This is a genomic window from Pseudomonas sp. HMWF032 (assembly GCF_003060885.1).
In the GTDB taxonomy this organism is placed as follows: Bacteria; Pseudomonadota; Gammaproteobacteria; order Pseudomonadales; family Pseudomonadaceae; genus Aquipseudomonas.
Window position 1 is genome coordinate 80,958 of the sequence record NZ_QAIG01000006.1, and the last position, 21,788, is coordinate 102,745.

General features: G+C 60.5%; 19 protein-coding genes. 9 read left to right on the forward strand and 10 right to left on the reverse strand.

Features of this window, described 5'->3' with window-relative positions:
- Window positions 1-8: 8 nt before the first annotated feature.
- The 5 genes from DBR00_RS10250 to DBR00_RS10270 all read right to left on the reverse strand — a co-directional run bounded on the left by DBR00_RS10250 (window position 9) and on the right by DBR00_RS10270 (window position 4,374).
- Window positions 9-1,787 carry an ABC transporter transmembrane domain-containing protein gene (locus DBR00_RS10250; protein ID WP_108488322.1) on the reverse strand — a complete coding sequence of 593 codons (1,779 nt, stop codon included), beginning with the start codon at window positions 1,785-1,787 and terminating at the stop codon, window positions 9-11.
- Window positions 1,788-1,814: 27 nt separating this feature from the next.
- Complete coding sequence (locus DBR00_RS10255) at window positions 1,815-2,204, reverse strand: DoxX-like family protein (RefSeq protein ID WP_108488323.1); 390 nt, start codon at window positions 2,202-2,204, stop codon at window positions 1,815-1,817.
- Entirely contained in the window at window positions 2,197-2,535 is a 339-nt protein-coding gene (locus DBR00_RS10260) for a thiol-disulfide oxidoreductase DCC family protein (protein WP_256582989.1), read from the reverse strand. Before DBR00_RS10260 ends, DBR00_RS10255 begins: the two co-directional genes overlap by 8 nt.
- 125 nt (window positions 2,536-2,660) lie before the next feature.
- Window positions 2,661-3,233, reverse strand: coding sequence for a DUF1287 domain-containing protein (locus DBR00_RS10265; RefSeq protein ID WP_108488324.1), 573 nt, complete (start codon window positions 3,231-3,233; stop codon window positions 2,661-2,663).
- Window positions 3,234-3,258: 25 nt separating this feature from the next.
- Complete coding sequence (locus DBR00_RS10270) at window positions 3,259-4,374, reverse strand: ATP-NAD kinase family protein (protein WP_108488325.1); 1,116 nt, start codon at window positions 4,372-4,374, stop codon at window positions 3,259-3,261.
- A gap of 137 nt (window positions 4,375-4,511) precedes the next feature.
- On the opposite strand from DBR00_RS10270, the gene DBR00_RS20735 reads away from it, so the two are divergent.
- A complete protein-coding gene (locus tag DBR00_RS20735) occupies window positions 4,512-4,688 on the forward strand; it encodes a PA1571 family protein (protein WP_371920643.1) in 177 nt (58 codons plus the stop codon).
- A gap of 82 nt (window positions 4,689-4,770) precedes the next feature.
- On the opposite strand, the gene pdxB is transcribed toward DBR00_RS20735, so the two are convergent.
- A complete protein-coding gene (pdxB, locus tag DBR00_RS10275; RefSeq protein WP_108488326.1) occupies window positions 4,771-5,919 on the reverse strand; it encodes a 4-phosphoerythronate dehydrogenase PdxB in 1,149 nt (382 codons plus the stop codon).
- 177 nt (window positions 5,920-6,096) lie between these two features.
- On the opposite strand from pdxB, the gene DBR00_RS10280 reads away from it, so the two are divergent.
- From DBR00_RS10280 to DBR00_RS10285, 3 genes are read left to right on the forward strand one after another with little or no spacing between them, the layout of a single operon-like run.
- The gene (locus tag DBR00_RS10280) at window positions 6,097-7,476 is read left to right on the forward strand and encodes an MATE family efflux transporter (RefSeq protein WP_108488327.1); all 1,380 of its coding nucleotides are present in this window, start codon (window positions 6,097-6,099) and stop codon (window positions 7,474-7,476) included.
- Window positions 7,476-7,745 (forward strand): DUF3080 family protein, encoded by a 270-nt coding sequence (locus tag DBR00_RS21030; RefSeq protein WP_256582978.1) that lies wholly within the window; start codon window positions 7,476-7,478, stop codon window positions 7,743-7,745. The genes DBR00_RS10280 and DBR00_RS21030 overlap by 1 nt, the downstream gene beginning before the upstream one ends.
- The gene (locus tag DBR00_RS10285; RefSeq protein ID WP_256582979.1) at window positions 7,651-8,136 is read left to right on the forward strand and encodes a DUF3080 family protein; all 486 of its coding nucleotides are present in this window, start codon (window positions 7,651-7,653) and stop codon (window positions 8,134-8,136) included. Before DBR00_RS21030 ends, DBR00_RS10285 begins: the two co-directional genes overlap by 95 nt.
- Here the strand turns inward: DBR00_RS10285 and DBR00_RS10290 are convergent.
- On the reverse strand, window positions 8,094-8,549 hold the full coding sequence (locus DBR00_RS10290) for a gamma-glutamylcyclotransferase family protein (protein ID WP_108488328.1): 456 nt from the start codon (window positions 8,547-8,549) through the stop codon (window positions 8,094-8,096). The genes DBR00_RS10285 and DBR00_RS10290 overlap by 43 nt on opposite strands.
- Entirely contained in the window at window positions 8,549-8,800 is a 252-nt protein-coding gene (gene tusA / locus DBR00_RS10295; protein ID WP_108488329.1) for a sulfurtransferase TusA, read from the reverse strand. The genes DBR00_RS10290 and tusA overlap by 1 nt, the downstream gene beginning before the upstream one ends.
- Before the next feature lie 187 nt (window positions 8,801-8,987).
- Here tusA and DBR00_RS10300 point away from each other — a divergent pair, with 187 nt between their 5' ends.
- A complete protein-coding gene (locus DBR00_RS10300) occupies window positions 8,988-10,529 on the forward strand; it encodes a CocE/NonD family hydrolase (protein ID WP_108488330.1) in 1,542 nt (513 codons plus the stop codon).
- 4 nt (window positions 10,530-10,533) lie between these two features.
- Here DBR00_RS10300 and rlmM read toward each other — a convergent pair whose 3' ends face one another.
- Entirely contained in the window at window positions 10,534-11,589 is a 1,056-nt protein-coding gene (gene rlmM, locus DBR00_RS10305; RefSeq protein WP_108488331.1) for a 23S rRNA (cytidine(2498)-2'-O)-methyltransferase RlmM, read from the reverse strand.
- A gap of 207 nt (window positions 11,590-11,796) precedes the next feature.
- Here rlmM and DBR00_RS10310 point away from each other — a divergent pair, with 207 nt between their 5' ends.
- Window positions 11,797-13,362: a PAS domain-containing methyl-accepting chemotaxis protein gene (locus DBR00_RS10310; RefSeq protein ID WP_108488332.1), complete on the forward strand. Its 1,566-nt coding sequence runs from the start codon at window positions 11,797-11,799 to the stop codon at window positions 13,360-13,362.
- Between the two features lie 43 nt (window positions 13,363-13,405).
- Here DBR00_RS10310 and DBR00_RS10315 read toward each other — a convergent pair whose 3' ends face one another.
- The gene (locus DBR00_RS10315) at window positions 13,406-15,685 is read right to left on the reverse strand and encodes a fatty acid cis/trans isomerase (protein ID WP_108488333.1); all 2,280 of its coding nucleotides are present in this window, start codon (window positions 15,683-15,685) and stop codon (window positions 13,406-13,408) included.
- A 168-nt stretch (window positions 15,686-15,853) separates the two neighbouring features.
- Here DBR00_RS10315 and metH point away from each other — a divergent pair, with 168 nt between their 5' ends.
- The 3 genes from metH (at window position 15,854) to DBR00_RS10330 (ending at window position 21,707) form a co-directional block, all read left to right on the forward strand.
- Window positions 15,854-19,570, forward strand: coding sequence for a methionine synthase (gene metH, locus DBR00_RS10320; RefSeq protein WP_177479967.1), 3,717 nt, complete (start codon window positions 15,854-15,856; stop codon window positions 19,568-19,570).
- Window positions 19,571-19,642: 72 nt separating this feature from the next.
- Window positions 19,643-20,296 (forward strand): potassium channel family protein, encoded by a 654-nt coding sequence (locus DBR00_RS10325; protein WP_108488334.1) that lies wholly within the window; start codon window positions 19,643-19,645, stop codon window positions 20,294-20,296.
- A gap of 100 nt (window positions 20,297-20,396) precedes the next feature.
- Window positions 20,397-21,707, forward strand: a complete 1,311-nt coding sequence (locus DBR00_RS10330) for a diguanylate cyclase domain-containing protein (RefSeq protein WP_108488335.1) — start codon at window positions 20,397-20,399, stop codon at window positions 21,705-21,707.
- The last annotated feature ends 81 nt before the right edge of the window (window positions 21,708-21,788 follow it).

Genomic DNA, 21,788 nt, shown 5'->3' on the forward strand with positions numbered 1-21,788 from the left:
CCTGGCGGTTAACCAACGACTTCCGCCTCGTTACTGAACTGCAACTCAGCCAGACGCGCATACAGTGGGCTGCTGCTGACCAGCTCGCTGTGGCTGCCAATAGCGGCCAGTTTGCCGTGCTCGATTACTGCGATGCGGTCAGCGCTTTTTACCGTGGCCAGGCGATGGGCGATCACCAGGGTGGTGCGCCCTTCCATCAGCGGTGGCAAGGCTTGCTGAATCAGATGCTCGCTCTCGGCGTCCAGTGCACTGGTCGCCTCATCCAGCAGCAGAATCGGCGCATCAACCAGCAATGCCCGAGCAATCGCCAGGCGCTGACGCTGACCACCGGACAAGCCCAGCCCGGCATCACCCAGGTGGGTCTGGTAGCCATCCGGCAACTTCATGATGAATTCGTGGGCATGGGCGGCCTTGGCTGCCGCTTCGACCTCAGCCAGGCTGGCATCGGTTCGCCCATAGCGAATGTTGTCCTCTACCGAACCGAAGAACAACGCCGGGTTCTGCGACACCAGGGCAAAGCTACTGCGCAGCTCACGAGGATCGAGTTGCTGAATCGGCACGCCATCAATCAGGATGCGGCCCTGTTGCGGGTCGAAAAAGCGCAGCAGCAGATCGAACAGCGTCGATTTACCCGCACCGGACGGCCCGACCAGCGCCAGGGTTTGCCCCGCTGCAACCTGTAGATTAATGCCGTCCACCGCAAAGCTGCCGGGTCGCAACGGGTAGGCGAAACGCAGCCCTTGCAGTTCGATGCGGCCCTCCACCGGCTGCGGCAGATGCAACGCATCGGACGCCGGCGGGGTGATTTCATTGCGCGCCTGCAACAGCTCTGCGATGCGCTCGGCGGCACCAGCAGCCCGTTGCAGCTCACCAATAACCTCGCTCAGCGTACCAAAGGCCGAGCCGACAATCAGGCTGTAGAACACAAAGGCCGCCAGTTCACCGCCGGAGATCCGCCCGGCGATCACGTCCATACCACCGACCCAGAGCATCACGCCCACCGCACCGAGTACCAACACGATCACCACGGTAATCAGCCAGGCACGCTGGGCGATGCGCTGCCGCGCCGTGTCGAAGGCCGCCTCGGCGGACAGGCCGAAACGGCGCTTGTCTTCATTCTGGTGGTTGTAGGCCTGTACGGTCTTGATCTGCCCTAGCACCTCACCGACGTAGCTGCCGACATCCGCCACCCGATCCTGGCTCTGCCGCGACAAGGCCCGCACGCGGCGGCCGAAAATCAGTATCGGCGCGACTACCAGCGGCAGCGCCATCAGCACGATGCCGCTGAGCTTGGCGTTGGTCACCACCAGCAGCACGCTGCCGCCGACCAGCATGATCAGGTTGCGCAGCGCCATCGACAGTGATGAGCCGATCACCGATTGCAGCAGCGTGGTATCAGCGGTCAGCCGTGACTGAATCTCCGAACTGCGGTTGCTCTCATAAAAACCCGGGTGCAGTTCAATCAGGTGATTGAACACCCGCTTGCGGATATCGGCGACAAAGCGCTCGCCAATCCACGACACCAGATAAAAACGGGTAAAGGTGCCGATGGCCAGCGCCAGCACCAGCACGAAGAACAGCCCGATCGATTGCTGCAGCGCCTCTGGCGACTGAGTGGCGAGGCCCTGATCGACCAACAGCTTGATGCCCTGCCCCATGGACAGCGTGATGGCCGCAGTAAACATCAGCGCCAGCAAGGCCCCGAACACACGACCGCGATACGGCGCGATAAAGCGCCAGGCCATACGCAGGGCATTGCGCTGACGGGAAGACAGGATCGAAAGCATGGAGGCTCGCTGGGGCGCTGACGCCCGTTAATGAGGAGGCGATTGCGGCGTTTCCGTCCGCCAAGCCACCCAGCACAGCGCCAAGGCGGCGAGATTGGTTGACAGCGGATTGAACGCCTGCAGCAGTAGATGGGGACTCAATAGCGCCACATCAAGCAGCAAGCCAATTAACAACACACCCGCCAGCAACAATGGCCAGCGCTGACGCCGCCAAAGCAGCAAAACACCCAGAATGATTTCCGCCAGACCGGCGATGCGCGCCACCCACTCGGGGTCTGGCAGATTGTGGGCCTGGATCATCGCTAGCTCATCCGGGCTTAGCCAGAGAATCTTCGGCACCAAGCCGTGCCAGATAAACACCAAAGCCAAGCTAATGCGCGCAATCCAGGCGATCTGCAGCAGGCGCGGATCAGTCATGCAAAAAGCGCCGAGCATGGTCGGCGTTTGGTATGAGGCAACTGTCGTAACGGCCGAATAACCGATAGCGATTTAACGCAATACGCTCATAGCACCTGTCACGTATAGGCCTCGGAATCAGCCGCAGCCAGGCCAGCCAGCGCCATGGCTTAGGCAATTGCGCGACGATGCGCAGCACCGCCTCCGAACGCAGCAGCATTTGGCCATCCTCGATTAACGCCATGGTCTCGAAGCGCTCGGTGGGCAAACCGCCCCAAGCCAGAAGCGACTGGCCCTCGGCCGACTGCACCGAGGCCAAACGAAAGCGCTGCTCAACATCATGGCGAATCAGAAACTTCGCCTAGCCGTTACACAGCTTGCACACCCCGTCGAACAGCACCACGCGTTCGCCTGGCTGGATAAAGGGTGGCGGTATTTGTGTTTGCGCCTGCATGCCCAACTCCTTTTGCCTGGCCTTTATGCGGCCGGGATACGGTAGTGGCCCGTAATCTTGAAGCTGAAGAGAATGTCCTCTTCCTGGGTGCCGCGGCCGATATTGTGCAGCACCAGGGGTACACCGCCGCGTGTCTGTCGGTCACTGATAATGCCGATATGGGTCAGGCCGCCGCCCAGATCCCAGGTGACGATATCGCCAGGGCGGTAGCCGGCCTCCTGGCCAAGCGCCAGCGCCCAGCCCTGTCGCTTGAACCAGGTCATTAAGTTCGGCACACGGCGATGATCAATATTGCTGTCGGGGCGGCTTAGCCCCCAGTTCTTGGGATACAGGCGAAAATTCGCACGCATGTCCTGATGCACGACCTGCTGCAAGTCGAGCCCCTGCTCGCGCAGCGCGCGAATCACCACATCGGTGCACACGCCGGTATTCAACGGTACATCGCCATTGGGGTAACTGAGGGGGCGATAGGCCGGGTCATAGCCCAAGGTCATGCCAACCTGCTCGCGGGCGGCCGTGACCAGAGCATCGGCTTGCAACGCCCAGGCCTGGGCACTCAGCAGAATGCTCAATGCAACCAGCAGAATCGCCCGCATAATGCCTCCTTAAATAGTTCAGCCGCTACTTAGCCACGGGATAGAGCAGCTCTTCCTTATAACCGGCCCACACGCGCACGACATCGGGGAAGGCATCGTCCAGCGCTACATCGCCGCTGTCCACCAGCAGCGGCCGGCCTTCCAGCGTGCCGAGCTTGCGCTTGGTGGCGACCACACGCAGATGCTCAAGGCCGATGGCGCGCAGTACCCGCGGGCTGATCTGCTGATTACCGCGCCCGATGATATGACCCTGACCACCAATGGCAGTGACCAGCAGACGCGCTGGATGGCCATCAATCAGTTCGAACAGCTGCGCCTCGGTGACATCACTGGCCAGCAGCTGACCATTCTCGATCACATCGACGCCGAGCAAGGTGGTCTCGATACCGAGATTCTGTGCCAAGCCATGCAGGGTTGATCCAGGGCCGAACACGTAGCGCACATCCTGCTCCCAGCTGTCATTGAGCCAGTCGGCCAGATCGCCCAACACCAACTCTTCCGACTCAACGCCGCCCTGTTTGACCTGCTGCACGTAGCCGCCCTCTTGCGGCACCGTCAGTTCGCCGTACCAGCGCGCCGTCACACGCCCCTCACGCAGGGCGCTTTCATCGATATCGCGCACTTCACCGCAGCTCAGGCGCACCAGGCCACCCTCGATCAGCCGCGCCGTCAACTCACCCGCCGCACGCGGGCTGATGGCATACACCCCGGACTGGATCTTAACCCCAGCCGGAATGCCCAATACCGGCTGGCCTTCGCGCACGGCCGCGCAGATATCCCGCGCGGTTCCATCGCCACCGGCAAACAAAATCAGCGCCACACCAGCCCCCTGCAGCAGCTCAACCGCTTGCCGGGTATCGGCGGCGCAGCTCGGCCCGTCATCCAGCGCACCGACCACGCGGTGGGCAAAACCCATCTCACTCAGCAGGTCAGCACCCATCGCGCCAGGAAAAGTGACGAACTCCAGGCGTTCACGCAGCGGCCGCAGTACCTCAAGAGCCGTTTGCGTCCGCTGCGCCGCGTTGGCCACAACCCCCAAAGCCAAGGCCTGCTCGGCCATGCCGTCACTGCCCTTGAAACCCGCAGGGCCGCCCAGGCCGGCCAATGGGTTAATGATCAAGCCAATATGGAAAAGCCCCATAACACCCTCTGATTCAATACCTGCCGGCCCTGGCACAGTGCCTGCAATGGCTATCTTGCCCTGTGTCTTGCGGCGGTTTTCTGCCGTCGCAGTTGTCATAGCGCCTTCATCTAACACTCATAAAATCGCGCTAACCGATGAGGAGACAAGCCATGCACAGCCAACAACAGAATTCGCAAAAAAATACGACAATGCCGATTGGTGGCTTTGTCATCGACGCCCAGGGCCGTGAAATTCCGATCACCGAAGAGATGATCCAACAGGCCTGCAACGCGCTGGAAAAAGCCCAGCAGCAAGCCACTAAGCGTAAGTAAGCTCGTCACTTTGTAGGGTGGGTGACGTCTTTTCATCCACCATTAAGACCGCCAACGGTGGGTGGGTGCAGTACCCTCCACCCTACTCCTTCAGCTTCGCACCCAACGCCTGCACCAGGCTTACCAACGCCGGCGCCTCACCCTTTAAGCAAACCTTGAGCCCGTCGATTTCCCGGCGCATCGGGTAGTGCTTGCGCAGCCCGTCAAACGCCACCCGCCGCGTTGCCGCATCGCCGCCCTGCAGACTCCGGCGAAAGTCCGCATCATCGCGGCGCGGGTCATACACCGCGCGGCAGACACTGGCCAAGGCCCAGGCCGGATCGGCGCTGGCATCGATAGTCAGATCACTCAGCCACGGCGCGGGCATCAGCTGCGCCAGTTCGGTACTCGACTCAACACCCAGGTGCCGACACAGGGCCTGATAGATCTGCGCCGTACCGCGCAGCTTGCCGTCGAGGCTGTAGCCGGCAATATGCGGCGTGGCAATGCGGCACAACGCGGCCAGTTCGACATCGGCCTGTGGCTCGCCTTCCCAGACATCCAGCACCACCTGCAGATCGCTGCGCTGCGTCAACAACTGGCGCAATGCCTTGTTATCCACCACCGCGCCACGGCTGGCGTTGATCAGCCAGCTACCGGATTTAAGTGAGTCCAGGCGAGCGGCATCGAACAGATGATGGGTGGGGTGCTCGCCTAGACGTTCCAACGGTGTATGCAGGCTGATCACATCACATTCATCCAGCACCTGCTGCAAGCTGACGAAATCACCGCCCTCCACCGCCTGACGTGGCGGATCGCAGACCAGCACATGCCAACCCAGGCCGCGCAGCACCTTGAGCAGACGACTGCCGACCTGCCCCGCGCCGACTACGCCATAGGTACGCGTTGCCAGATCAATGCCCTGCTGCTCGGCCAATACCAGCAGGCTGCCCAGCACATAATCGACCACGCCACGGGCATTACAGCCCGGCGCGCTAGCCCAGGCGATATCAACCTGCTGGAGGTAATCGAGATCAAGGTGGTCGGTGCCGATGGTGCAGGTGCCGACAAACCTTACTGGCGAGCCTTCGAGCAGCGCACGGTTAACCTGTGTCACCGAGCGCACCAGCAACAGGTCAGCATCGGCGACAGCTGCCGCATCGATGCTGCGGCCGGGCAGGCAACGAATTTCACCAAAACCGGCAAAGAATTCGTCAAGCAGGGGGATATTTTCATCGGCAACGATGCGCATAGGGGTCTGTTCCCGTGCTCCAAAAATCAGGCCGGCATTCTAACCTGCCAGCACGGCTTGGCTACGCTGAGTCATGTAATGCGTTCATCGCACTGAAACATCACGCGACAAGGTTTCCTGACCAAGCCGTCAAGGCGTAGACTGCACGGTTTCCTGATATAAGCCGGATACACTTCAATGCTTGCCCAAACCCGTTTGCAGCGCGTCAGCACCGAGTTCTACAGCCTGCTGAAGCTCGCAACGCCGATCATCATTGCCCAATTGGCCAACACCGCCATGGGCTTCGTCGATACCGTGATGGCCGGCCGGGTCAGCCCGCAGGACCTGGCCGCCGTGGCACTGGGCAACTCAATCTGGGTGCCGGTGTTTCTGCTGATGACCGGCATTCTGCTGGCCACCACGCCCAAGGTCGCACAGCGCTTCGGTGCAGGCGCGCAAAACGAAATTGGCCCTCTGGTGCGGCAGGCACTGTGGCTGGCGCTGGCGGTGGGTATCGCGGCGGCGGTGATTCTGTGGAACGCAGAAATCATTCTCAGCCTGATGAACGTCGACCCGGCACTGATCGAGCCCGCCATGGGCTACCTGCGTGCTGTGGCCTGCGGTTTTCCAGCCGTAGCCCTGTACCACGTGCTGCGCTGCTTCAGTGATGGCCTCGGGCATACCCGGCCGAGCATGGTCATCGGCCTGAGTGGCCTGGCGCTGAACATCCCGCTCAATTACATCTTTATCTATGGCAAGTTCGGGTTACCGGCCATGGGCGGCGTCGGCTGCGGCTGGGCCACTGGCCTGGTAATGGGTTTTATGTTCCTGAGCATGCTCTGGTGGGTGAAGTGGGCGCCGTTCTATCAGCCGAGCAAAATCTTCAGCCACTTCGAATGGCCACAGTGGCCGGTGCTCAAGCGCCTGCTCTCGGTCGGTTTGCCGATTGGCATTGCGGTGTTTGCCGAGTCGAGTATCTTCGCGGTGATCGCGCTATTGATAGGCGGCCTAGGCGCCACCGTGGTGGCCGGGCACCAGATCGCCCTGAACTTCAGCTCCATGGTGTTTATGATCCCCTACTCCCTGGGCATGGCCGCTACCGTACGCGTCGGCCAGGCGCTGGGCCGTGGCGAGCCGCGTGAGGCGCGTTTTGCGGCTGGGGTGAGCATGGCGGCGGCGCTAGGTTACGCCTGCCTGTCGGCCAGCCTGATGCTGCTATTGCGCGAACAGATTGCGCAGATCTACACCCCAGACCGCGCAGTAATTGCGGTGGCCACCACGCTGCTGGTGTATTCGGCGCTCTTCCAGTTCTCCGACGCCATTCAGGTGACGGCTGCCGGCGCACTGCGCGGCTATCAGGACACCCGCGTCACCATGATCCTGACCCTGTTCGCCTATTGGGGCATCGGCTTACCGGTGGGTTATGTGCTCGGCCTGACCGACTGGTTCGGCGAACCCAGCGGCCCCAGCGGGCTCTGGCAGGGTCTGGTGGTTGGCCTGACCTGCGCTGGCGGCATGCTCGCTGTACGCCTGGCCGGCAGCGCGCGCAAACGCATCCGAGCCGCTAAGATGGCCTGATGAACGCCCGCTCGCTGCACTGTGCCTGCACGCCTACCGATGATGGCCTGGCGCTGCAGGCAGATTACCTGCAGCGATTAAGCAATGCTCTGGACGTGAAACCGGCTAGGTCTTTCGACGCCAGCGAACTGACCCGCTATCGCCTACCCGCTCGGCGCGAACGACTGCTAGAAATTGCCGAGCTGCGCATCAGCCTGCTGGACCTGCTGGTCGACGCGCGTCGCTGCCCTGCAACAGCAGATAAGCCCGCGCAACAACAGCCTCGGTAAACAGCTCACGCCCAGCAGCCAACTGGCCTATAAAGGCGATCTGCTGCGCACTCTGGATGCCCTGGCGCAGCTGGCAGGCATCGGTAGCACACTGCCAGCCGCGTTACCGCCGAGTGCCGAGCAGCTGGATCCGCTGTGCTTCGCCCTGCATGCCAGCGACCAGGGCGGCCAACTGATCAGCAGCCTGCGCAGCCTCAGCGGCGTTGCGCAGATACCCCCAGCGACGCGGGAAGACCTGCAGCAATTGAGCAGTGACGAGGCGTCGTTATGGGCGGACTTTCAACAGGCCACCGCACGGCATGTGCGCAGTTGTCAGGACGTGCTGAACAGCTGCGGCCTGGCGCCCGGTCAATCGGGATGGACGGGCCAAGCTGCCAGCGTCGACCAGTAGGCTTCGGACAACAATTCACGCCCCGCCAGCAGGTGGGCCAGGTAATCAGCGCTGGGCAACAGCCCTTCTTCACGAAAGACCGGGTTAGCGATATACACCCAGGCCGGCTGCACGCCGTGGGCCGCGACAATCGGCAGGCATTCGCGGCTGTAATAGATCGGCGTACCTTCAAAGTGATCCAGCTTGGCGATCTCACCAGCGTCGGCCAGGCGATACAGCACACCTTCCACCCGCCCCTGGCGCTGATGACGGATATTGGCGTAGGCCCGCCCCGGCGCCCGATCCGCCGCCCGCTTGTTAAAGCACAGGCTGTAACCGGGAAGATGACCCGGCAGTGCCTCCAGCACCGTCATGCCACGGGCCTGCATGCGTGCCAGGTTCATATTCGAGCCGTAGGCGAAGTACCAGTTCATTAGTCGAGCTTCTTGCGGATCAGGTATAGGTAGGTCGCACCCTCTTCGGCCTGCTCCACCAATTCATGGCCAAGAAACACGCAGAATTTTGGAATATCGCGACGGGTCGAAGGGTCGGTGGCAATCACCTTGAGCAGGCCGCCGGCCTGCAGGTCGCGCACCTTATTGTGCAGCATCATCACCGGCTCGGGGCAATTGAGCCCGCTGGCGTCGAGGGTGGCATCGGGAATGGCGGTGGTTTGCAAAGACATCGGCAGGCTCCAGTAGCAGGCCGCTATTCTCGCGCAAAGCTGACCCAAAGGTCATCTAGCGCCTGATGGAAAACGCCTGTGTAGCGAGATTGGCTCGACAACAGGTCAACACAACCTTGGATGGGCAGGCAGCCACGCCCTGATCAGGCAGGCTGCGCAGCGTCCACCATTCCAATAAGAGCCATCTATGCGCCCTGCCTTGCTACTCGCCGCGTTGCTACTCAGTGGCTGTGCCGCCCGTGATCAACTGCCGGACTTCAGCGCCAGCGCGCAGCAGGATCTACCAGCCACCCACTTTGATGCAGTGATCCATGGTCGCGATGGCACACGGCTGTCGGCCACCGTATTCCAGCCTGCACTCAAGGTGGGCGAACAGGCGCCGGTGATCGTGCATACCCACGGCTGGGGCGGCTGGCGCGTTACCCGGCCGAGCGGCTTCTACGGCACGCAGATGATGTCTGGTCGCGCCGCGTTGAAGGCCTGGCAGGCCGGTTACTGGGTGATCAGCTATGACCAGCGCGGCTGGGGCGGCAGCGAGGGAGATATCGAGATGATGGACCCCGACTATGAAGTGCAGGATGCCCTGGCCGTGATCGACTGGGCCGCCGCCAACCTGCCACGCCTGAGCATGGACGGACCGAATGACCCCAAGGTCGGTATGCTCGGCGAAAGCTACGGCGGCGCCGTGCAGCTGCTTGCGTCAGCTACGGACCCGCGCATCGACGCGATTGTGCCGATTGCCACCTGGTACGACCTAAGCGAAGCCCTGGCCCCGGACAGCCACCTGAAAATCGGCTGGACCAGTGTGCTGCTCAGCTTGGGCCTGTCCACCGGCTATGACCTGGGCAAGTTCGTCCAAGCACCCTACCTGAAAAGCGCTGATGGCCGTATGCGCGAACCGGTGCGCGACGAACTCAAAGCCCACAGCTTGACCAGCTACTGCGCACGAGGCCAGCGTCCGCAGGCTGATGCCCTGCTGATCCAGGGCATGCGTGACACTCTGTTCCCACTCAACCAGGGGCTGGCGATTCGTGATTGCCTGCAACAGGGTGAGCGTGATGTGCGTCTGCTCGGCATGCAGGGTGGGCATATTTTGCCGCCGCCGATGCAGCGCTGGAGCGGCCTGCCGCCGTTCAATAACGAAGCGGTGCTGAACTGCGACGGTCGGGCAATCAACCTCTACCAGAGCATCATCAGCTGGTACGAAGACAAGCTGCGCGGGCGCAAGGGCGTGGCGGCGAGCATTCCCGACTTCTGCGTCAGCCTCGATCTGGATCAGGGCGTGGCCCTGCAGCAACTACCGACGAATCAACGTATCGCGCTGCCGACCACGGCGATTCGGCCGTTTAGCAGCGGGCTGCTGCAAGCGTCGCGGTTTATCCCGCTGCAACAGGTGCAGACGAGCAGCGCCCTGGTGGGCGTGCCACGCGTGCATCTGGAAAACGCCGAGGGACTGCCGACGCTGTTTGCCGCCCTGGTGGTCAAGCGCGCCGATGGCAGCAGTGAGGTACTCAGTGAACAGGTCACCCCGCTCAATGGGCAAGTCAGCACGGAACTGGCTGCCGTCAGCGCAGAGCTGCAACCGGGCGACACCTTGGGCCTGCGTATCAGCGGCTTTAGTGGCCAATACCTGTTCAACGGTTCCTGGCAGCTCTCCAGCAGCACCCTGCAAGGTAGCGTCGAGTGGCCGCAGTTGCTGCCGCTACAGCCGCAACTGGCACGGCATTGAGGGGTTATTTACCTAAGCGGCGCAGGTGACAAGTGACTTCTTCACGGTCGTGGTAGAGCTGTTTGCAGGCAATCGACACCTTGATCTTGCGCGCGGCAAAGCCGTCTTCCAGGCGCTGCAACAGGCGACGTACCTCGGCGTAACGCTGCTTCATCGGCAGCTTGAGGTTGACCACAGCCTCCCGGCAATGGCCATCGCCAATCCAGGTTTCCACCATGGCCGCCGTCCGCGCCGGTTTCTCGACGATATCGCAGACCATCCAGTCCACCGGCTGCTTAGGCGTCCAGGTGAAGCCATCGACCATCAGGTGATTGACCAGGCCGGTGTCCATCAGGCTTTCGGCCATCGGCCCGTTATCAATGGCGGTGACCAGCATGCCGCGTTTGACCAGCTGATAAGTCCAGCCGCCCGGCGCAGCACCGAGGTCAACCCCGGTCATCTCATCGGACAGGCGCTCATCCCACTGCTCGCGGGGGATAAAGGTATGCCAGGCCTCTTCCAGCTTGAGGGTCGAGCGGCTCGGCGCTTCGCGGGGGAACTTCAGTCGAGGAATACCCATAGGCCACAGCGCCGAGTTATTCGCCTCGGCCATGCCAACAAACACCTCACGACCACTTTTAAAAGTTAGCAACAGGCGTGGCTTGTGTGCATCGTCGACCAGCTTGCCGGCTTTGCTGAGGGCATTGCGCAGCGGCGCCTCGAACTTCTTGCAGAAATTCGACAGTTCTTTGCCGTCGTTGGTGTCCAGCACTTCCAGCCAGAGGCTGCCAAACACCGGTGAGTCGGCCAGGTGAGCCAGCAGCACACTGATACGGTCCAGTTCAGGCAGGCCGATAAATGTGCCGCGTGACCATTGCCGGGGAAAGATCAGCTGAGTGAAGCGCACCCCACGCATCAGGCGCTCGGCCCCCTCGGCCTCGGTGCAGATAAATTCTGCGCAGGCCATGTTCGGCTTGGCTTTGGCATACCCGGCCACATTTAGCAACGCTGCCTGTTCGGCAATCTCAGCGCAGACTTCGTTTTCGAATCCGGGGCGGCAGTGCAACAGCAACGTGTTCATCAGTCTCTCCTCAAGGCGCGCATCATAGCCGACTCACCGCTGTATGCTTAAAGTCAACGTGACTATTCCTGCGCAGATAGCAAGAATGCGCGCCCAAAGCCTCAAGCCTGAGCCCTGGAGCATTTCCAGCCCAGATGCGGTTCCGCAGCTAAACTTCCGGCGGCTGCGGCCGAAGTACCGATAACGACAAAAGGAATAGAACTCACCATGCGCAATAATCAGCCCATTACACAACGTGAGCGCACATTCCCGGCGCAGCAACGACTCATTTCCACCACGGACCTCAAAGGTCAGATCACTTATTGCAACGACGCCTTTGTGGACATTAGTGGTTTCACTCGCGAGGAGTTGATCAGGGCGCCGCACAACCTCGTACGCCACCCGGATGTGCCTCCTGCAGTGTTTCAACACATGTGGGATACCCTGAAGAAAGGCCGCCCTTGGATGGGCATCGTCAAAAACCGTTGCAAGAGCGGTGACCACTATTGGGTCAATGCTTATGTCACACCGGTGACTGAACACAATCAGGTCATTGGCTATGAATCTGTTCGAGTCAAACCCACTGCCGAGCAGGTTCGCCGCGCGGAAGCCCTTTATCAACGGATCAATAGCGGCAAGTCAGCGATCCCCAGCACTGATCGCTGGCTACCAATCGTGCAGGATTGGCTGCCATTTATTCTGGTCAGCCAGATCGGCTTCCTGATCGGCGCCTGGCTGGACTCCAGTTGGGGCTTTGCACTCGCTGCAGGGTTATCTATACCGCTTGGCCTGGCAGGGCTTAACTGGCAGCAACGTGGCCTCGCACGCCTGCTACGCCTGGCTGATCAGACCACTTCCGACCCACTGATTGCGCAGATGTATACCGACAGCCGTGGCGATCAGGGGCGTCTGGAAATGTCCATTCTGAGCCAGGAGGCGCGCCTGAAAACCTGCCTGACACGCCTGCAGGACACCGCCGAGCAACTCGCTCAGCAAGCCAAACGAGCCGATACACTTGCTCACAGCAGTTCCGCCGGGCTTGAACGCCAGCGCAATGAAACCGATCAAGTCGCAACAGCCATCAATGAGATGGCCGCCACCACGCTGGAAGTTGCCAGCAATGTGGCACGCACGGCCATCGCCACTCAGGATGCCAATCGCTTGACCAGTGCCGGCCGCAGCATCGCCAGCGAAACCCGTCAGGCTATCCAGCGCCTCTCGCAGTCTGTTGGCGATACCGGTGAGACCGTGACTCGCCTGGCCCATGACAGCAATCAGATCGGAGGTGTGGTCGATGTGATCAAGGGCATTGCTGATCAGACCAATCTGCTCGCGCTCAATGCCGCTATCGAAGCGGCGCGCGCCGGTGACATGGGACGTGGTTTTGCCGTGGTAGCCGATGAAGTCCGTTCGCTTGCGCAACGCACGGCCGAATCCACCGGACAGATCCATCAGTTGATCGCCAAGCTGCAACGCACCGCCGAAGAAGCGGTGATGACCATGGAAATCGGCCGCAAACAGGCTGATGAAGGGGTTGAACGCGTGCAGCAGGCCGATGAGGCCCTGGCCGGTATCAGCGAAGCGGTAGCCAATATCACCGATATGGCCAACCAGATTTCCGCAGCCGCCGAAGAGCAGAGTGCCGTTGCCGATGAGGTCAACCGCAGCATCACCACCATTGCCCAGTTAGCCGATCAGACCTCAGGCGAGGCCCATGACACGGCCCTGCTCAGTGCGGCGCTGATGGCCACAGCCAACGGCCAGTATGCTCTGGTTGAACGCTTCAACCGCTAACCATATAGGCGCACTGCCGCGCAGTGCGCCACCTGCCCGCGCCCTATAAATTCTCATATCGATTCATATCCAGCACGCCGGCTTCCACTGGCTCGATCTGCTGGATATAGGCCGACATATCGTGGAAGTAATGCCAAAACTGCGGATGTGTACGGCGAATCCCCCAGCGCTCGACCACCTTATCGAAGGCTGATTGATCACGCGCCTGCTCCAGCGCAGTGACAAACGCCGCTACCTGCTCTGCCGGGATGTTGAAGATGAAGTTCGGATAACTGCTGAACACCCCCGGGTACACCGTCAGGGTATCCAGAGTGGGCTGGTAGCGCAGTTCCTCGCCCAGCATAAAGGCCACATTGCTGTGCGCACGGTTGCGCAACAGGCTGTAAACCTCGCGCTGCCCTCCAGCCAGTTCTACACGTAGAAGTGTGGTTTCCGGCAACTGGTTGATCACCTTGAGCGTGCCACCCGGTTTACCGGTCAGGCGGCTCAGGGATTGCTCGGCACGCTGTAACTCGGAGGCTATACCGGACCGATGACAATGCGCACCCGTGCAGCGGTTGATCGGGTCAGGCCGGGCGTTCAGGCTGCCGTAACGTTCCAGCAGCGCCCCGGCAAAGCTGCGCTTCGGGTCACCCGCTGCCAAGCGCAGCGCGTTTGGGCTGTCACTGTCGATGGCCTGATAGTCCAGCCAGACCTTCAGCTTGCCACTGCTCTGGTACCAATCACTCAGATAGCCCTGGCGCGACTCAGCCGGCATGAGGCGCAGGAAGTTGACCTCGGCACCATTGCGAATCAGGTCAAAATACAAGCGGGTCTGCGCCTGGTGCGAAACGTTGCCAAACACATCGAAGTTCACTACCAGTTGGTAGTACGTACGCTCCAGCAGTGGGTAGTCCATCCACCAGAGGGTTTGCGGCACTTCGCCAATCAGCCCTTTGCTCACTGACGCGCTGTCGTGATGGCGGAAGATCGACAGCAGTGCGTTGTCGTTGCCGGCCCAGATATGCGACCAACTCGCCGCTGGCGCATCAGCGTAGCGCTGCATGCGCAGCGCTTCATAGGCATTGCGCTTGTCCCGGTAGCTGCGCCACAGGCCCGGTAAATCGGTGATGCCATCAAGCTGTCCCGGCATGGCCAATAACCCGGTGGCCTCCTCACGGTACTGCGCATCAGTGATGTAAAGGTCGTGCTGTGGGTCCTGGAACATCGCCCAGAAGTTATCGCGAATCACATCCGTGGCGATCTGCCCACGGCAAACTGGCCCGCGAATAAACGTGCGCACAAAGTATTCGGCGTTATCCAGCATGAACTGATAACGCGCCTGGGGCGGAATCGCGGCAAAGGTCTCGAATGGATTGGCGCGGCGCTGCAGGCCATATCCGGGCACAGCGTCGGCCTGCCAGTCACTGGCAAAGAACAATGCTTTGACCCGCGCCAGCTTCGCTGCACTCAACCCGTAGGTGATATGGGTCTTGTGCACGATCACCCCCTGCACGGGGATCAACCGGTAGTAGAACTCGGTGCCGGGATCATCATTGGGTCGCCGCGTAGCGATGATGTCCACCGGCTGGCCGCTGGGCGTGCGCGAACGCACCATCTGGAAGAAGTGCCCCGGCTCACCATCGGTAAAATACAGGTGGGCGAGAAACAGATGCTCGTAGAGCCAGCGCGAAACCAGCGACTCGCGGGCACCGGGAGCATTCATAAAAGCGTCCCAATTGGCGATCTGCTGCGCCTCAGCCGCACTGGCCTGCAGCGTTTGCTGATCGACCGGCGCGCCCTCGGCCAGCCAACGCTGGAGCGTCTGGTAGTCCGCCTCGCTCAAGCCGGTAACGGCAAACGGCATGCCTGCCTGCGGATTTTTACGGGCAAACGCCTCAAACTCCTGCGGAAGCGGACATTGGTTGACCCGGTTGATGCCGATAGCCAACCCGGCCGGCAGTTTGCTATTGGCCGCAAACGGCTGCTGATGACCCAGTTCCAGCATACGGGCCATTAAAGCGGCCTGACTGCCCTGCTGATCCAGCACAGACACAAAGTCCTTACGCCGCCACGCGGCCTCACCGTGGGCATCAACAAACAGCCGTGTAGTGGCCTGCGCCTGGGTGCGCGTGCCGTTATACACCGTGGCCTTACTGGCGCCGCGCAGCACACCTTCACCACTGCCCAGATTAAGCTGGCAGGCCGCGTCGTAGCAGGCATGGCAGGCCACGCAGTTCTTGGTAAAAATCGGTTGGATATCGCGGCTGTAGGAGATGGGTTCGGCCGCCTGTAATGAGCCGATGAACAATAAACACACGCCAAGTAGTAAACGGCAGACCATGGAAACATCTCTAAAAAGGCTCAAGTGCCGATTCTAGCTGGCGTCGGTTGGCAAAGGCCAACCCGCAAACATGAGTAAGATTCATGTAAAAGCGCAGCCCACTGCAAAAGCGTGCAGCTTTGTTATCATCGCGCATCTTTTTTTCACGCGTCCCAGGTAGTTCTCTCCATGTCTCTGTCCGATCGCAGCGCCCGCCTCCACGCACTTCAGCAAGCCCTGAAGGAACGCATCCTGATCCTCGACGGCGGCATGGGCACCATGATCCAGAGCTACAAGCTGGAAGAAGCCGATTACCGTGGCGAACGCTTCGCCGACTGGCCGCAGGACGTCAAAGGCAACAACGACCTGCTGATCCTGAGCCGTCCCGACGTGATCGGCGCAATCGAGAAAGCCTACCTGGATGCCGGCGCAGACATCCTTGAAACCAACACCTTCAACGCCACCCAGGTGTCCCAGGCCGACTACGGCATGGAAAGCCTGGTGTATGAGTTGAACGTCGAAGGCGCGCGCCTGGCCCGCCGCGTGGCCGATGCCAAGACCCTGGAAACCCCGGATCGCCCGCGCTTCGTTGCCGGCGTCCTGGGCCCAACCAGCCGCACCTGCTCGATCTCCCCGGACGTCAACAACCCCGGCTACCGCAACGTCACCTTCGACGAGTTGGTGGAAAACTACGTGGAAGCCACCCGCGGCCTGATTGAAGGCGGCGCGGACATGATCCTCATCGAAACCATCTTCGATACCTTGAACGCCAAAGCGGCGATCTTCGCTGTGCAGGAAGTCTTCGAGCAACAAGGCTTCGAGCTGCCGATCATGATCTCCGGGACCATCACCGACGCCTCCGGCCGCACCCTCTCCGGGCAGACCACCGAAGCGTTCTGGAACTCCGTGCGCCACGCCAAGCCGATTTCCGTGGGCCTGAACTGCGCCCTCGGTGCCAGTGACCTGCGCCCGTATCTGGAAGAGTTGGCCAACAAAGCCGACACCTTTGTCTCTGCGCACCCCAACGCCGGCCTGCCGAATGCCTTTGGTGAATACGACGAAACCCCGGCGGAAATGGCGGTGGTGGTCGAAGAGTTTGCCGCCTCGGGCTTTTTGAACATCGTCGGCGGCTGCTGTGGCACCACCCCGGCGCACATTCAGGCGATTGCCGAAGCGGTGAGCAAATACCCGCCACGTGTCATCCCGGACATTCCCAAAGCCTGCCGCCTGTCGGGCCTTGAGCCCTTCACCATCGACCGCAACTCGCTGTTTATCAACGTCGGCGAGCGCACCAACATCACCGGTTCGGCCAAATTCGCCCGGCTGATCCGCGAGGACAACTACACCGAAGCCCTGGAAGTCGCCCTGCAGCAGGTGGAAGCCGGCGCGCAGGTGATCGACATCAACATGGACGAGGGCATGCTCGATTCGCAGAAGGCCATGGTCACCTTCTTGAATCTGATTGCCGGTGAGCCGGACATTTCCCGCGTGCCGATCATGATCGACTCCTCCAAGTGGGAGGTGATCGAAGCCGGCCTCAAGTGCATCCAGGGCAAAGGCATCGTCAACTCGATTTCCATGAAGGAAGGCGTGGAGCAGTTCAAGCACCACGCCCGCCTGTGCAAGCGCTACGGCGCGGCTGTGGTGGTGATGGCCTTCGACGAAGTGGGGCAGGCCGACACCGCCGCACGCAAGAAAGAAATCTGCCAGCGCAGCTACGACATTCTGGTTAACGAAGTGGGCTTCCCGCCGGAAGACATCATCTTCGACCCGAACATCTTCGCCGTGGCCACCGGCATCGAGGAGCACAACAACTACGCGGTCGACTTTATCGAGGCCTGCGCCTACATCCGTGACGAACTGCCCTATGCCCTGAGCTCGGGCGGCGTGTCCAACGTGTCGTTCTCCTTCCGCGGCAACAACCCGGTGCGTGAAGCCATTCACTCGGTGTTCCTGTACTACGCGATCCAGAACGGCCTGACCATGGGCATCGTCAACGCCGGCCAGTTGGAAATCTACGACGAGATTCCCAAAGAGCTGCGCGACGCTGTAGAAGACGTAGTGCTCAACCGTAACGACGACGCGACCGAAGCGCTGCTGGCCATTGCCGACAAATACAAGGGCGATGGCAGCGTTAAAGAAGCCGAAACCGAAGAATGGCGCAACCTGAGCGTTGAAGAGCGTCTCAAGCATGCGTTGGTCAAAGGCGTGACCACGCACATCGTCGAAGACACCGAAGAATTCCGCCAGCAGTGCGCGCGCCCCATCGAGGTGATCGAAGGCCCGCTGATGGCTGGCATGAACGTGGTCGGTGACCTGTTCGGCGCGGGCAAAATGTTCCTGCCGCAGGTGGTGAAATCCGCCCGCGTGATGAAGCAAGCGGTGGCGCACCTGATCCCCTTTATCGAAGCCGAAAAAGGCGACAAGCCGGAAGCCAAGGGCAAGATTCTCATGGCCACGGTCAAGGGCGACGTGCACGACATCGGCAAAAACATCGTTGGCGTGGTGCTCGGCTGTAACGGTTACGACATCGTCGATTTGGGTGTGATGGTGCCCGCCGAGAAAATCCTGCAGGTGGCCAAGGATGAGAAGTGCGACATCATCGGCCTCTCCGGCCTGATCACCCCGTCACTGGATGAAATGGTGCATGTCGCCCGCGAAATGCAGCGTCAGGGCTTTCACCTGCCGTTGATGATCGGTGGCGCCACCACCTCCAAAGCTCACACAGCGGTGAAGATCGAGCCCAAGTACCAGAACGACGCTGTGGTTTACGTCACCGACGCCTCGCGCGCGGTCGGCGTGGCCACGCAGTTGCTGTCCAAAGAGCTGAAAGCGGATTTCGTTGAGCGCACCCGCCTCGACTACATCGAAGTGCGCGAGCGCACCGCTAACCGCAGCGCCCGCACCGAGCGTTTAAGCTACGCCGCCTCGGTTGCCAACAAGCCGCAGTTTGGCTGGGCCCATTACCAGCCCAGCGTGCCGAGCTTTACCGGCGTCAAGGTGCTGGACAACATCGACTTGGCCACTCTGGCCGAGTACATCGACTGGACGCCGTTCTTTATTTCCTGGGATTTGGCCGGCAAATTCCCGCGCATCCTCACCGATGAAGTGGTCGGCGAAGCCGCGACGGCCTTGTACGCCGATGCCCAGGCCATGCTGAAAAAGCTGATCGACGAAAAACTCATCAGTGCCCGTGCGGTCTTCGGTTTCTGGCCCGCCAACCAGGTGAATGATGACGACCTGGATGTCTACGCCGATAACGGTGACAAGCTGGCCACCCTGCACCACCTGCGCCAGCAGACCATCAAACCGGACGGCAAGCCAAACTACTCGCTGGCCGACTTTGTTGCGCCGAAAGACAGCGGCGTCACCGACTACGTCGGCGGTTTTATCACCACCGCCGGTATCGGTGCTGAGGAAGTGGCCAAGGCCTACCAAGATGCCGGCGACGACTACAACTCGATCATGGTCAAAGCCCTGGCCGACCGTCTGGCCGAAGCCTGCGCCGAGTGGCTGCACAAAGAAGTGCGCACCACGTACTGGGGCTATGAGCCAGACGAGCAGCTGTCCAACGAGGAGTTGATCAAGGAAGCCTACAAAGGCATCCGCCCCGCCCCCGGCTACCCGGCCTGCCCGGATCACACCGAGAAGAAGACCCTGTTCGCCCTGCTCGATCCGGCAGCCGAGTTCAACAAAGCCGGCGACAGCGGCGTGTTCCTCACCGAGCACTACGCCATGTTCCCGGCGGCGGCCGTGTCCGGCTGGTACTTCGCCCACCCGCAAGCGCAGTACTTCGCCGTCGGCAAAATCGACAAGGATCAGGTGGAAAGCTACACCGCCCGGAAAAAGCAGGACCTCAACGTCAGCGAGCGTTGGTTGGCACCGAACCTGGGCTACGATAATTAAGGTATGTAGCAATCAAGCCCGCAGCTGCGGGCTTTTTTGTGACCATCGTCAGCATTGATAAACAAGGATCGTATGTCGCCCATTGCCTATGTAACCCGCCACCCTTCTGCCGGCCTGCTGTTCGTGCAACTGCTTGGCGTATTGCTTTACCCCTGGATGGAAAGCACCGCGCTTGGCCGCGCACTCTTCGGTGCATTCGGTCTGGTGGTGCTGGGCCTCGCCTTGCATGTGGTCAAACGCAGTCCAACCCAAAGCTGGATCGCCGTGATGCTGGCAGTGCTGGTGCTGGCACTGTCGGTACTCGACATACTGCTTCCTTCTGCAACCCTGAAATGGCTGGTCGCCCTGGTTGAGGCAGTCTTTTACTTTTATGCCGCCGCCAGCCTCATCGCCTACATGACCGCTGACCAGCACGCGACAACCGATGAGCTTTACGCAGTGGGTGCGACGTTCACCTTGCTCGCCTGGGCTTTCGCCTACCTATTCAATGTTTGTCAGCTGCTGCTACCCGGCAGTTTTGTGGCAATGGTTGATCCACAGAATGCCCGCAGCTGGATGGAGCTGTTGTTTCTCAGCTTTACCACTCTTTCAGGCGTTGGCCTGGGCGATATTCTGCCAGTCACACCCATGGCACGGGCGCTGGTGATGATTGAAGAGTTTGCCGGCGTCATGTACCTGGCGCTCGTTGTCTCGCGGTTGATCGCATTGCCGATCAACAGGCGTTAAACCCTCATGCTAGAGCCCCCTGTAATGAGCACAAAGAGCGGCATAATGCCATTATGCAACCATTACCCAGCCAACCTCCCACAGTGCGAAACCTAAGCCAATGCCTGCCATAGTCTTTGTCGCCGGCGGCCTGCTGCTTTTGTCGCTGCTGCTCTGGTCACTTAACACTCGACGCACCATGCACGTTCAGCTAGGCGTCTACGAACAGCTGCTGAATACGCTCTCGGATGCCGTGTTACAACTCGATCGCAACGGCAAAATCGATCAATACAACCCTGCTGCCGCTCAACTGTTGGGCAAGAGAGCTGACGAACTTCTGGGTGCATGCGTCTCGGACTATCTACCAACGCTGCAGCTCAATCTGGAAACTGCAGCCACCCAATGCCTGGAGATTGTCGCAAACTCCGGACATCGTCTGAAAATCGAAGCCAGATGCCTGCGCCTTGGCCATGCTAAAACCCTTGTACTGCTTCAACCGAGTCATGAACCCTGTCGTTCACAGGAAGATATCGAGCGATTCAAACGCAGCCAGTATTTTGCTCGTATCGGCACCTGGGACTGGGAGATCAACACCAACCGTTTGTACTGGTCAGACGCGATCTACACCATGTTCGGCCATAAGATAGGCAGTGTGACACCGAGCTACGATCTGTTCTGCGCAAGCGTGCACCCAGACGATCGCGAGCGTGTGCGCGCTGGGGAACTGCGCTGCATCGAAACCGGTGAAAATCATGACGAGGAATACCGCGTAATCTGGGCCGATGGCAGCATGCGCTGGCTGCGAGAAACCGGCAATGTGGTCAAAGATGCTCAGGGTAGCGCGGTGAAAATGATGGGGGTGGTGCGCGATATCACCGAGGAGAAAGCCTGGGCTCAGCAGCTGCATCAATTGGCGCATCACGATGTTTTAACCGGTCTGCCTAACCGTCTGGTATTCGAGGATCGCCTGGGCAATGCCCTGAAACGCGCCCAACGCAACAGCACTCGCGTAGCCCTGGTGTTTATCGACCTTAACGGGTTCAAGGCCATCAACGATGCATATGGCCATGCCGCAGGAGATGAAGTGCTGATCACCACCGCGCAACGGCTCAAAGGCGCATTGCGCGCCTCCGATAGCGTGGCACGCATCGGTGGAGATGAATTTGTCGTGATTGTCGAAGGTCTGGCACTCAACAGCAGCCTGGAGCAGGAAGCTCAGACAATCAGCGAAAAACTCTTCGCAACACTGCTGGCACCCTTGGCTATCGCCGGTAAATCGCAGTGTATCGGTGCCAGCCTGGGCGTTGCTGCTTACCCGGATCACGCATCAAGCATGGATCGACTGATTCACATCGCGGATCTGGCCATGTACGAGGCCAAGCGCGGCGGCGAAAATCAGTACCGCCTGGGCAGCAAACGCTCACACGACTGACTCGTCCCGCATAAGTTGTATACGAAAGCAGCCCGCGCTAGGCGGGCTGTGGGTAATCTGTCATCACGGCCAGCGGCATGC